Raw genomic sequence first — 12531 nt, 5'->3', positions numbered from 1 at the left:
TTTCGAGCTTTTTTCGTTTCGGTTCAACCGTGGCCACGGGGGCAGGGGAACCGCTACGCCACAACCTGAATGCCGGTAGGCGGTGAACAAAAAGACCCGGTTATCGGCCGGGTCCTCATTGTTCGTGATGAGTGGCGTCCCCACGGGGATTCGAACCCCGGTCGCCACCGTGAAAGGGTGATGTCCTAGGCCTCTAGACGATGGGGACGCAATTCTCATCAATGTTCTTTAGCGACCTTTCGACGGCCTAATGCCGAAAGATTGGTGGAGCCAAGCGGGATCGAACCGCTGACCTCCTGCATGCCATGCAGGCGCTCTCCCAGCTGAGCTATGGCCCCACGTCGCTGAGGAGCGAAATAATAGCCTCGCCCCAGGGGGTTGGCAAGCATTTGTTGCACTTTTCTTCACGCGCGTTGCGACGCCGATATCAGTCCGCTGTCGCCTGCGCAGCGTCGTCGGTCAGCGCCGCCAGGATTGGGCACTGGTCCAGTGTGCCGTGGCCGGGGCAGGCGTCGACCAGCTGCGAAAGTGCGGTGTGCATGCGTTGCAGCTCCGTCATTCGCTGTGAGATGTCCTGCAGGCGTGCCTGCGCGGTATCGCGCACGCTGGCCATGTCCTGTGAGTGGTGATCGCTCAGTGCGAGCAGATCGCCGATCTCTTCCAGGCTGAAGCCCAGTGCCTTGGCGCGGCGGATGAATCGCAGCCGGCGCAGGTCCTGCTCGCCGAAGATGCGGTAACCGCCCGCCGAGCGGGCAGCGGTCGGCAGCAGCTGCTGCCGTTCGTAGTAGCGCACCGTATCGATCGGCACGCCCGCCTGGCGGGCCAGTTGTCCAATGTTCATGGCGGATTCCTGCGGATGCTGCCGGTCATTTTGAAGGATGGAGTCTGGTCGAGAGTCAAGGCTGGGTCCGGGTGCGCGCATTCAGGGCACTTTGCAACTTTCTTCATAGCCCCGCCGCTGGCCCAGTTCCTACCCTTCGCCTGAACCGGCCGTTCGATGGCCTGCAACGAAGCGAGGAGGGGCTGTGGAAGGATTCAGGAACGAAGGATTCGTCGAGATCGCGGTGGTCGAGTACCCCGGAGGTGATCCGTCCGCCGCCTCCGTTCTGGCCGAAATGGCGCACGTTGCCAATCGCCTGGCCCAGCAGCAGCGTCGGCCGTTCAAGCGGGTGCTGGTCACCCGCTGGATCGTGCCGGCCAGCCAGACCGGTGTGCATCGTATTGCCGGTGCGGAAATGCTTGATGCGGCCATTCCGGCCGTGATTGCGGTTCCCGGCCAGATCAGTGCCGGCGCGTGCCTGCGCGCGGACGAGGTTCTGCTGGACTGGCTGCGCGCACACTACGACGGCGGCAGCCTGCTGGCCGCTGCCAGTGATGGCGTCAGCGTGCTCGCACGGGCAGGGTTGCTGGCGGGACGCACGGTCAGTGGCCCCGATCTGGGGCGCCATCCAGGCCTGCTGGCGCAGGCAGCGAGCTGGGTGCCGAGCGAGCGGGCACTGGTGGATGACGGGGACCTGCTGACGGTCGGTGGGGTCCAGGCCTGGCGCTTCCTGGGGCTGCGCCTCCTGTACCGGCTGCATGGGCAGGGCGTGGCCAGCGCGGTCGCGCAGCAACTGGGCATCACCGTGCCCGCCACGATCCAGCAGGATCTTGAACGCTTCAGTGCCAACTTCGCACATGGCGATCGTGATGTGTTGAAGGCGCAGCGCTGGCTGCACACCACGGCCGCACGCGGCGCCACCCTTGCCGCGATCTGCGAGGTTTCCGGGCTGGAGCCGCGCACGCTGCAGCGGCGGTTCCTGAAGGCCACCGGCCTGCGGCCGATCGAATACTGCCAACGGCTGCGCATCGCCAAGGCCCAGACCCTGTTGCAGCAGGGAGCAGGCATCGACGAGGTGGCCTGGGGCGTCGGCTACGCTGACCAGAGTGCTTTCCGCAGGTTGTTTCTACGCATCGTGGGCATGACGCCAGCCAACTATCGGCGTCACGTCAACAGCAAGCGCCGCGAGCGGCCGTTGATGCCATCGGTGGCGGGCAGCCTGCGTGGGCTGCAATCGCCGTCGGTGATGCAACACGGGCGAAGCGCGGCCTGACGGCGCCAACATCGTCGCGCTTGCAACCGGGGCGCGACACTTCGACCATGCAGTCAGTGGACGATTGAACAGGTGGTTTGATGTCGAGCGTTGGGCCGGTGCCGATGCCGGTGGTGTTGATTCTCGCGTGCGTTTTGCTGGCGATGGCTGTGGCTCGCCTGTGGTCACGCAGGAAGGACGGCATGCCGCTGCCTTCTGCACCCAGCATGGTTCTGGACATGTTGCTGGTCGGCCTGCTGTGCGGCCGCATCAGTTTCGTAGCCTTGAACTTCACGCTGTACCGCGAGGCGCCGTGGGGCATTCTGCAGATTGCCGATGGCGGTTATCACCTGGTGATCGTCCTGGTTGCGGGATTGGCATGGGGGCTGTGGCGACTACGCCCGTGGCGGGCGTTACGCATGCCCGTGCTGGGCGCGTCGTTGGCTGGGGTGCTGCTGTGGGCGGGGGGCAGCCAACTGCTGTCCGCATGGCAGGCGCGGCAGATGCCCCTGCCAGCAGTGCAGGTTGCTGATCTGGAGGGGGGCAGGGTTGATCTGCAGCAGTTCCGTGGCAAGCCACTCGTGTTGAACCTCTGGGCCAGCTGGTGTGGTCCCTGCCGACGCGAGATGCCGGTATTGGCAGCGGCGCAGGAGGCGCATGCGGAGGTGCAGTTCGTGTTCCTCAATCAGGGTGAAACCCTCGACGAGGTCCAGGGTTTTGTTGCGCGCGAACGCCTTATGCTGGACAACGTATTGCTGGACGGCGACGCTGCGGCTTCTACGGCGCTGGGCGTGCAGGCCTATCCCTCGACCCTGTTCTTCGACGCGGAAGGGCGCCTGCGAGAGCTGCACCTCGGCGAACTGACGGCAGCCGGTCTTGAACACAAACTGCGTCGGCTGCGGTAGCCTGCGCGGGCATCTCACTACGGAGTTCCCATGTTGTCGACTTCCCTGCGCGCCGCCCCCGCGGTGCTGTTGCTGCCGGTCCTGCTGGCATTGGCCGCCTGCAGCCAGGCACAGACGCCGCCGGGCAAGAGCGCTGCGCCACCGGCCGCGAGCGCCGCAGCTGCTGCCAACAAGGGCGACCGCCCTGCGGTGCTGAAGGGCATCGAGAAGCACGGTTTCGAGGTCGTTGCCGAGTTCGATGCCCCCGAAGGCCTGCGGGGCTTCGCTGGCGTGGTCGGTGGCCAGCAGCCGGCGGCGGCCTATGTCACTGCCGATGGCAAGCACGTACTGGTCGGCAGTCTGTTCGACGCGGAAGGCAATGATGTAGCCGCAGAGGCGGTTGAGAAGCTGGTCGCCTCGCCGATGTCCGCCAGGATGTGGAGCAAGCTGGAAGCCAGCGCGTGGGTGCCTGACGGCAAGGCCGATGCGCCACGCGTGGTCTACACCTTCAGCGATGCCAATTGCCCTTACTGCCACAAATTCTGGGAGGTGGCGCGTCCGTGGGTGGACGCAGGCAAGGTACAACTGCGCCACATCATGGTCGGCGTCATCCGTGAGGACAGTCCGGCCAAGGCGGCAGCGATCCTCTCCGCGCGTGACCCGAGCGCGGCCCTGCTTCAGAACGAGCACCAGTTCGACCGTGGCGGCATCAAGGCCCTGCCGAGCATCAGCCGCGACATCGCGGGCAAGCTCGACGCCAACCAAGTGCTGATGGTCGAGATGGGGTTCCAGGGCACGCCGGGTATCCTGTTCCAGGATGCGCAGGGCCAGGTGCAGCGCCGCGCCGGTCTGCCGCAGGGGGATGACCTGCAGACGGTGCTCGGCCCGCGCTGATCTGAGCCTGCATCATGATGTCGACCACAGGCCCGCATGGTGACGTGCGGGCCTGTTGCGTTCCAAGCCCCAGGCGAACACAACTGCTTGCGCATGGGCTGTTCGTCGTCACGTCTGAATCGTGACTGAGATCAAACATCGCGCCTTGATTCCAATCAAGGCCAAAAACGACAGGCGGACTAGCCTGTGACGCATGGAATACAGCGTCAACGCGCCATGGATGCCGCGCCGCGGCTGCCCGGATGCGGGCAGGTCGGCACAGCCATTCACGACACTCTCACTCCCTGATTGTTACCCAGACTGCTGCGGTCGCCACCTCTCTGGCTGCGCGGCCTTGTTGGAAGCGACATGGGTACAGGCAGGGCAGTGTCATTGTCCTGTTGTCTGCCGCGTGCAGGCTGACTGGTGTCGTCGACGCAGTACCCGCATTTCCAGCAACGGCAACGCGAGGCCAGGGCGGCGCATGCGTGCGCTCCGGAACCGTGATGCGAGTGTTTGTCCGGGGAGGATGCAATGCGTTTGGCGGTACTGAATCTGGCATGTCTCGGGGCACTGGCGGTCATGCCGGCGTACGCGCAGCAGGGTGACGCGCAGGATGCGCAGGCATTGCGGCGTGAGATTGCCGCCATGCGCCAAGCGCTGGAAGGCATGCAGCAACGGTTGGATCGGCTGGAGCAGCGGGATCATGCGCCTGTGCAGCCGCAGCCGCAGCCGCAGCCGCAGCCGCAGGCACAGGCGATGCCCGGAGCGTTACCTTTCGCCCCCACAGCGGCCACGACGGGGGTGATCCATCCCACCCAGGTGCCGGGTGTCGCCCAGCCCGTATTGCCACAACGCGATTCGGTCGCCGATCCGTCTACGGCGGCATCGCGTCCGGACAGTGCCGCAGGCCCGACCGATCCCGATCTGAAGGGGTTCTTTGCCATTCCGGGCACTGATACGGTGATCCGCATCGGCGGCTATGCCAAGTTGGATGCCATCGCGGATTCCCGCGCAGCCGGTGACGAGGACCAGTTCATTCCTTCGTCGATGCCGGTCGGTGGCAGCCACCGTGACGTGTCCAACTTCAACATCCACGCCAAGCAGACCCGCTTCAGTTTCGAGGCGCGGCGCCCGACCACGCACGGCAACCTCCGCTTCTACCTGGAAAACGACTTCTTCGGCAGCAGCGATGGCTACGAATTCCGCCTGCGTCACGCCTATGGCCAGCTCGGCAACACCTATGCCGGCTATGGTTATTCCAGTTTCATGGATCCGGACAGCCTGCCCGACACGCTGGATTTCGCTGGTCCAGGCGGCGCGGGCTATCTGCTGGTGGCCGGCATCCACCACAGCTTTGCGCTAGGCAAGGGCAACACCCTGACCGTCGCCGCCGAAGATCCGAAGACAGAGCTTGCCGGTGCCAGCGAAGAGCGCGCTGCAGTGAACCGTCTGCCGGACGTGACCGTCACTGCGCGCATGGAACGCGACTGGGGCCACCTGCAACTGGGCGCAGTGGCACGCAGCCTGGCGTACGACGGTGACAACGAGCGCGACCGGCGCATGGCTGGCGGCGTGCAGTTGAGCGGCTCGGCGTCGGTGGGCGAGCGCGACCTGCTGTTGTTCGGTGCGCTGGGAGGACGCGGCCTCAGCCGCTATACCGCCGACCTGACCGGCTCCGGGCTGGACGCGGTGGTCGGTGCCGATGGCCGCCTCGACGCGTTGGACCTGCACGGCGGCTTCGTCGGCTATACCCACTACTGGTCCGAGCTGTGGCGATCGAACCTGATCTTCGGCCAGCTGACCCTGGAGCGGAATGCCGCACTGGCGGCCGATGCCTTCCGGCAGAGCCGGTACGGCGTATTCAACCTGATCTGGAGCCCCGCGCCGTCGTGGACGATGGGCATGGAGCTGCTGTACGGCCGCCTGGAACAGCAGGGCGGCGCACGCGGCGACACGGTCCGGGTGCAGGGCAGCCTGCAATACAACTTCATCAAATAGGCGCCAGCGGTCGTAAGCCAGCGCAACCGTCCCCACGCCCGGTGCTGCCGGGCTCATGCCAGTACCGGAGATCGTCATGGCAGAAGCAAAGAAAATCGGGGTGGTCGGAGCCACCTTCCTCGTCGCCGGCAACATGATGGGCTCAGGCGTGTTCCTGCTGCCGTCCAGCCTGGCCAAGATCGGTACCGCCTCGATCTGGGGCTGGCTGATCACCACGGCGGGCGCGCTGCTGCTGGCCTTCGTGTTCGCCAAGCTGGGCAAGCTTGCGCCCAAGGCGGGCGGCCCCTATGCCTATGCGCGCGACTGGTTCGGGCCGTACATGGGCTTCCAGACCAATACCATCTACTGGTTCGCCAACTGGATCGGCAACGTCGCCATCCCCATTGCGGCGGTGGGCTATTTCAGCTATTTCTTCCCGATCCTGTCCGAGCCATTGGTGCGTTGCATCGCGGTGCTGGTGCTGGTGTGGGCACTGAGCTTTGCCAACGTGGTCGGCCCGGCCTTCGTCAGCCGCGTGCAGACGGTCACCACCAGCTTTGCGTTGGTGCCGATCCTGGGCATCGCCATTTTCGGCTGGTTCTTCTTCGATGCCGACATCTTCAAGGGCGCCTACAACGTGTCTGGCGAGTCGAACTTCGGTGCGATCTCGAGCGCCGCGGCACTGACCCTGTGGGCCTTCATCGGCGTCGAGTCTGCATCGGTCACTGCCGGTGTGGTCGAAAATCCGGAGAAGAACGTCGCCCGCGCGACGCTGGCCGGCGTGTTCCTGGCTGCCATTGCCTACATCGCCAGTTCGTCGGTGATCATGGGCATGGTGCCGAACGCGGAACTGCAGGTGTCCGACGCACCGTTCGCGTTGGCCGCGGCCAAGGCCGTCGGTGGCTGGGGCGGTGCACTGGTCAGCCTGTGCGCGTTCATCGGCGCGGCCGGTTCGCTGGGTGGCTGGATCCTGCTGACCGCGCAGAGTGCCAAGGCGGCCTCCGATGATGGCCTGTTCCCGACCATCTTCAGCAAGACCAACAAGGACGACGTGCCGGTCAAGGGCGTGCTGATCGTGGCCGTGCTGATGACCCTGGCAGTGCTGGTCACTTCCACCTCGGAAACCGCATCGGCCCAGTTCGACGTGATCACGTCGGCGGCGGTGGTGCTGACCCTGCTGCCCTACATCTACTCGTGCGTGGCCTGCTACTTCGTGGTCGAGCGCTCGCATACCCTGGTCCACACCGGTGCGTTCTGGACGCTCACCAGCCTGACCGTCGTGTACTGCCTGTGGGCGATCTACGGCTCGTCGGGAACCATCGTGCAGTACGCCTTCCTGTTCGTGCTGTTCATCACCGTGTTCTATCCCTTCTTCAGCGAGGAGCGCCGCCAGCAGCGGCAGCGCGCCCGCGAGGCATCGGCCATCAGCGCCGGCGCCCGGCATTCCTGAGTTCGACAAGGAGAATCGACGTGTACTTCAAGTCCCTGGACTATCCGGTCATTGTCATCGACAACGACTACGAGTCGCCGCGCATCGGCGGCATCCTGATCCGTGCGCTGGTGGAAGAGCTGCGCAGCAATGACCAGCGCGTGCTGTGCGGGCTGAACCTGGATGATGCCCGGGCCGGCGCCCGCACCTACGTGGCGGCCTCGGCGGTGCTGATCTCGATCGACGGCAGTGAAGAGGTGGATGGCGAGTTCCAGCGCCTGACCGCTTTCCTGCGCGAGCAGAGCGCGCGCCGCGCCAACCTGCCGGTGTTCCTGTACGGCGAGCGCCGCACCATCGAGAAGGTGCCGAGCAAGCTGCTCAAATACATCCACGGCTTCATCTTCCTGTTCGAAGACACCAAGAGCTTCATCTCGCGGCAGGTGATGCGCGCGGCCGAAGACTACATGAAGAACCTGCTGCCCCCGTTCTTCAAGGCGTTGATCCACCATGCGGCCGAGTCGAACTACTCCTGGCACACGCCGGGCCATGCCGGCGGTGTGGCGTTCACCAAGTCACCGGTGGGCCGTGCATTCCACCAGTTCTACGGTGAGAACACCCTGCGCAGCGATCTGTCGATCTCGGTGCCGGAGCTGGGCTCACTGCTGGATCACACCGGCCCGATCAAGGATGCCGAGGAAGAGGCGGCGTGCAACTTCGGTGCCGACCATACCTTCTTCGTCACCAATGGCACCTCCACCGCCAACAAGATCGTCTGGCATGGCACGGTGGCGCGCGGCGACGTGGTGTTCGTCGACCGCAACTGCCACAAGTCGCTGCTGCATGCGTTGATCATGACCGGCGCGGTACCGGTGTACTTCACCCCCAGCCGCAATGCACACGGCATCATTGGCCCGATCAGCCTGGATCAGTTCACGCCGGAATCGTTGCAGCAGCGCATCGCCGCCAATCCGCTGGCCAGCAAGGCCTATCAGGCTGGCTCCAAGCCGCGCATCGCGGTGGTGACCAACTCGACCTACGACGGCCTGTGCTACAACGCCGAGAAGATTGCCGACGAGATCGGCAGCGCGGTGGACTTCCTGCATTTCGACGAAGCCTGGTACGCCTACGCTGCGTTCCATCCGTTCTACGAGAACCACTACGGCATGGCCAAGGGCAAGCCGCGCGAGCAGGATGCGATCATCTTCACCACGCATTCCACGCACAAGCTGCTGGCCGCGTTCTCGCAGGCCTCGATGATCCACGTGCGCAACTCGGCGCAGCGCGACCTGGATGCCGAGCGCTTCAACGAATCGTTCATGATGCACACCTCGACCAGCCCGCATTACGGGGTTATCGCGGCCTGCGATGTGGCGTCGAAGATGATGGAAGGCGATGCCGGCCGTTCGCTGGTACAGGAAATGCACGACGAGGCGATCGCCTTCCGCCGCGCGATGCTGCACGTCCGCGATGATCTCGGCCGCGACGACTGGTGGTTCAGCGTATGGCAGCCGACCAGGCTCGAGCGCAGTCTGGACAAGGGCGACACGCCGGCGCCGATGGTGGCCAAGCGCGAAGAGTGGTACCTGCAACCGGACGCACACTGGCACGGCTTCGAGAACCTGGTCGACGACTATGTGCTGATCGACCCGATCAAGGTGACCCTGCTGACCCCGGGCCTGGCGATGGACGGCAGCATGGGCAAGCTGGGCATTCCGGCGGCGGTGCTGAGCAAGTTCCTGTGGGGCCGCGGCATCACCGTGGAGAAGACCAACCTGTACTCGGTGCTGTTCCTGTTCTCGATGGGCATCACCAAGGGCAAGTGGAGCACCCTTGTCACCGAACTGATGGCGTTCAAGGAACTGTACGACCGCAATGCGCCGCTCAGCCAGGCACTGCCGACGCTGGCCGCCGACTATCCGAATGCCTACGCCGGTTGGGGCCTGCGTGACCTGTGCGACGCGCTGCATGCGTTCAACCAGGAGTTCGCGGTGGCCAAGGTGATGCGCGAGATGTACGTGGATCTGCCAACCCCGGTGATGACCCCGGCCGATGCCTACAACCACCTGGTGAAGGGCGAGATCGAGCGGGTCGACATCGAGCAGGTCAGTGGTCGCATCGCCGCGACCATGCTGGTGCCGTACCCGCCGGGCATTCCGACCATCATGCCGGGCGAGCGCTTTGGCGACAGCGATGAGCCGATCATCCAGTCGTTGCGCATCGCCCGTGAGCAGAATGCCCGCTTCCCGGGCTTCGAGTCGGACGTGCACGGGCTCATCATCGAGAACGACGGCGATGTGACCTCGTACAAGGTGGAGGTACTGAAGGCCTGACCGGCGACGGTCGGCCCTTCGGCGAACGATGGACACCGCGCGCGAGCAACGCATCCTGAAGTTCTCGATCGGGGTCACCATCGCGGTCAGCGTGGTCGGCTTCAGCGGTGGCCTGCTGGTGGGATCGCAGGCCATCCTGTTCGACGGTGTGTACAGCCTGGTCGACGTTGCCCTGACCCTGGTGTCGTTGTCGGTGCTGCGGCTGGTGGCGCGGGAACAGAGCCCGCGCTTCCAGTACGGCTACTGGCACCTGGAGCCGATGGTCGAGGCGCTGGGCGGGGTGATCCTGTCGCTGGCCTGCGTGTATGCGCTGGCCAACGCGGTGATTGGTTTGACCACGGGCGGACACGAGGTGAAATTCGGGCCCGCGCTGTGGTGGGCGGCGCTGCTGAGTGCCAGCAACCTGGCGATGGCGGCGTTCGTCGCCCAGCGGGCGCGGCGCCTGCGCTCGGCGCTGTTGTGGCTGGATGTACGGGGCTGGCTGCTGGGTGGGTTGATGAGCCTGGCGGTAGTGCTGGCCTTCGTACTGGCCCTGGTCCTGCATGGCGGTGAGTGGCACCACTGGGTGCCGTATCTGGATTCGATCGTGCTGGCATTGATCAGCCTGGCGGTACTGCCGGTACCGGCGCGCAGTGCGTGGAAGGCCATGCGTGAAGTGCTGCAGGTTGCGCCGGACGATCTGGACCGGCGCGTGCAGCAGGTGATGCAGGCGTTCGTGGCCGAGCGTGGCTACCTCGGTTTCACCAGCCACGTGGCGAAGATGGGGCGGATGCGCTTCATCGAGATCCATGTGCTGGCTGATCCGGCCACGCCGCTCGGCTCAGTGGGGGAGGTCGATGCGATGCGCGACGAGATCGCCGTGCGGCTGGACGCGCGGGGCAGCACGTTCTGGCTGACCATCGATTTCACTGCCGATCCGGCGTGGACGTGAGCCGGGATCTACACGTGGGCGCGATCGTTGCGCGTGGCGGACCGGTCTGTTGCACCGGATCTGTTTGACCTGAACCAATGTTTAGGTCGCAGACTGGCTCGCATCCCCCACGAGGCGCGCGGCATGAACCTGTTGACCACCCCGGGCCTCGGCCATGGCCTGCTGGAACTGTTCAATCCTGCGGGGCTTTACGATCCTTCGGCCAACGGCTACTCGCACGTGGCGGTGGTGCGCCTGCCCGCGCGGGTGATCCATATTGCCGGGCAGGGCGGTGAGGATGCCAATGGCCATCTCTCCCCCGGTTTCGAGGAACAGGTCGGGCAAGCGCTGGACAACCTGGAGATCGCGCTGCGGTCGGCGCAGGCAAGCCTGGCCGATGTCGCACGGTTGCGCATCCTGGTGGTGGACCACGACGAAGACCGGCTGGGCATCATCGCCCATCAGGTGCGGCGGCGCTGGCCGAACCGCTCGGCGCCCACCTGCACGCTGATCCCGGTGCCGCGGCTGGCGCTGGACGGCATGCTGTTCGAGATCGAGGCGGAGGCTTATGCCGCCTAGCGCAGGTAGTACTCCACCGGCACCACCAGCTCCTGCGGTGCCTTCAGTTCATCGGGAATGGGCGGCAGCGGCTGCGCGCGACGGAAGGTCTGCAGCGCGGCGTCATCGAGCATCGGCTGGCCACTGGACTGCTCCAGCCGCAGCGCCAGCAGGCGACCTTCGCGGTCGATGCTGGCCCTGACCCAAGCGGTGCCTTGTTGCCGGCGCGAGCGCGCGGCGGCGGGGTAATAGCGATAGCGCTCCAGCCGCGCCATCAGGCGGGCTTCCCACTGGTCGCTGGCGGCGCCGGCCTGGAAGTCTGCCGGTGGTGCGTCTGGAGCGGGCGGCGCGGCCGTGATCGATGCCGGTGCGGGACTGGCATCGGTCGCGGCCGCAGGCGGGGCGACCGGCAGCGGCTTTCGACCCGTCCCGCTTGTTTCGCTGGCGGCCAACTCGCCCTCGTGCGCAACGGTGGGTTTTGGCGGCGGGGGCGACTTTGCCGGTTGCGACGCACGCGCGTGCTGCGCCTGGCTGGGGGTATCGGCCTGGCGCTCCTCCACGGGCTGCGGGGGCGTGGCCGGTGCCAGCAGGCGCAGGCTGATGCGCACGTCCTGTTCCGGTGGCGGGAGCATGGGCGGCGTCGCGACCCAACCCAACAGCAGCAGGGGCAGCAGGTGCAGGCCGATGGTGATGGCAATCGCCTGCCAGTGTTGGCCGCGTTCACTCATCGGCCAGCACCCACAGCAGGTCGGCATCAATCGCATCGACGGTTTCACCCGGCGAGGCCAGTGCGATCACCAGCGCAGGCGTACCCGGTGACAGGTACCCCGGTACCCCGGTACCGCGCAGGACGTGCCACCGGCCCGCCACCAGCAGCGCTGGCGCGGGCGCATCGACCAGTACCTGCGCCATGCGCGTGTCGCGGCCCTGCTGCACGGCCAGCATCCCATCCAGCATCGGTGCCGCGTCTGCATGCTGGGCCAGCACCACCGCCGACAGGCGCTGGCGGGCATCGGCCACCGGGAACTGCACGTCCTCAGTGGAGGCGAGCAGCAGGTTGACCTCGGCACGCGACAGGTTGCCGCCGAACAACGGCGTGCCTGCATCGGCAGCATCCTTGACCAGCCCGCCATACGCGGCCCACGGCCAGCGCGCATCCCAGTCCAGCAGCTCCTGCAGGCGTGCATCTTCGGCCCGGTTGCCCTTCGCCAGCCAGCGCTGCACCCGCTGCAGGCGTGGCTGGCGCTCGCTGGCGATCATTTCCAGCACCAGTGAACCCTGCGGACGCCGCCGCTGCAGGGCCTGCAGCAGCCAGCGCTGGGCGGCATGGTCTCCGGCGAGGTCGTGACGTTCACCCAGCAGCAGCCGCTGGGCGTCCGCCGCACGCGTCACGAATGCGGTTTCGTCCAGGCGCTGGCCGTTGGCCAGGTCGATCACCGTGCCAGGCATCGGCTGCGCGCTGGCCATTGCGGCCAGCGCGAGCAGGCACAGCGGC

The 12531-nt window shown here is 65.9% G+C and carries 11 protein-coding genes and 2 tRNA genes; 8 read left to right on the top strand and 5 right to left on the bottom strand.

What is annotated here, in order from left to right; all coding sequences use genetic code 11:
* Positions 1–132: 132 nt before the first annotated feature.
* From BN1263_RS13790 to BN1263_RS13780, 3 genes are all read right to left on the bottom strand, one after another.
* Positions 133–208, bottom strand: a tRNA-Glu gene (locus BN1263_RS13790).
* Positions 209–262: 54 nt separating this feature from the next.
* Positions 263–338, bottom strand: a tRNA-Ala gene (locus BN1263_RS13785).
* Positions 339–427: 89 nt separating this feature from the next.
* Positions 428–841, bottom strand: a complete 414-nt coding sequence (locus BN1263_RS13780) for a heavy metal-responsive transcriptional regulator (RefSeq protein WP_019660249.1) — start codon at positions 839–841, stop codon at positions 428–430.
* Between the two features lie 184 nt (positions 842–1025).
* Here BN1263_RS13780 and BN1263_RS13775 point away from each other — a divergent pair, with 184 nt between their 5' ends.
* The 8 genes from BN1263_RS13775 to BN1263_RS13740 all read left to right on the top strand — a co-directional run bounded on the left by BN1263_RS13775 (position 1026) and on the right by BN1263_RS13740 (position 11057).
* Positions 1026–2093 carry a GlxA family transcriptional regulator gene (locus tag BN1263_RS13775; RefSeq protein WP_019660248.1) on the top strand — a complete coding sequence of 356 codons (1068 nt, stop codon included), beginning with the start codon at positions 1026–1028 and terminating at the stop codon, positions 2091–2093.
* An 80-nt stretch (positions 2094–2173) separates the two neighbouring features.
* The gene (locus tag BN1263_RS13770; RefSeq protein WP_021204509.1) at positions 2174–2977 is read left to right on the top strand and encodes a TlpA disulfide reductase family protein; all 804 of its coding nucleotides are present in this window, start codon (positions 2174–2176) and stop codon (positions 2975–2977) included.
* Between the two features lie 30 nt (positions 2978–3007).
* Positions 3008–3850, top strand: coding sequence for a thiol:disulfide interchange protein DsbG (gene dsbG / locus BN1263_RS13765; RefSeq protein ID WP_058981880.1), 843 nt, complete (start codon positions 3008–3010; stop codon positions 3848–3850).
* 513 nt (positions 3851–4363) lie between these two features.
* Positions 4364–5830, top strand: a complete 1467-nt coding sequence (locus tag BN1263_RS13760) for a DcaP family trimeric outer membrane transporter (protein WP_058981878.1) — start codon at positions 4364–4366, stop codon at positions 5828–5830.
* 76 nt (positions 5831–5906) lie between these two features.
* A complete protein-coding gene (adiC, locus tag BN1263_RS13755; protein WP_058981876.1) occupies positions 5907–7259 on the top strand; it encodes an arginine/agmatine antiporter in 1353 nt (450 codons plus the stop codon).
* Between the two features lie 20 nt (positions 7260–7279).
* The gene (locus BN1263_RS13750) at positions 7280–9568 is read left to right on the top strand and encodes an Orn/Lys/Arg family decarboxylase (RefSeq protein WP_058981874.1); all 2289 of its coding nucleotides are present in this window, start codon (positions 7280–7282) and stop codon (positions 9566–9568) included.
* A gap of 28 nt (positions 9569–9596) precedes the next feature.
* Positions 9597–10499, top strand: a complete 903-nt coding sequence (locus tag BN1263_RS13745; RefSeq protein WP_058981872.1) for a cation diffusion facilitator family transporter — start codon at positions 9597–9599, stop codon at positions 10497–10499.
* Positions 10500–10622: 123 nt separating this feature from the next.
* On the top strand, positions 10623–11057 hold the full coding sequence (locus BN1263_RS13740) for a RidA family protein (protein ID WP_019660241.1): 435 nt from the start codon (positions 10623–10625) through the stop codon (positions 11055–11057).
* Here the strand turns inward: BN1263_RS13740 and BN1263_RS13735 are convergent.
* Both BN1263_RS13735 and BN1263_RS13730 read right to left on the bottom strand, forming a co-directional pair.
* Complete coding sequence (locus BN1263_RS13735; RefSeq protein ID WP_058981869.1) at positions 11054–11764, bottom strand: energy transducer TonB family protein; 711 nt, start codon at positions 11762–11764, stop codon at positions 11054–11056. The two genes, BN1263_RS13740 and BN1263_RS13735, sit on opposite strands and share 4 nt — an antisense overlap.
* A complete protein-coding gene (locus tag BN1263_RS13730) occupies positions 11757–12503 on the bottom strand; it encodes a ChaN family lipoprotein (RefSeq protein WP_058981868.1) in 747 nt (248 codons plus the stop codon). The genes BN1263_RS13735 and BN1263_RS13730 overlap by 8 nt, the downstream gene beginning before the upstream one ends.
* Between the last annotated feature and the right edge of the window lie 28 nt (positions 12504–12531).

It is taken from the genome of Stenotrophomonas thermophila, from assembly GCF_001499715.1.
Taxonomy (GTDB): domain Bacteria; phylum Pseudomonadota; class Gammaproteobacteria; order Xanthomonadales; family Xanthomonadaceae; genus Stenotrophomonas; species Stenotrophomonas hibiscicola.
The sequence above is the reverse complement of the archived record's forward strand: the minus strand, read 5'-3'. Positions and strand labels throughout refer to the sequence as shown.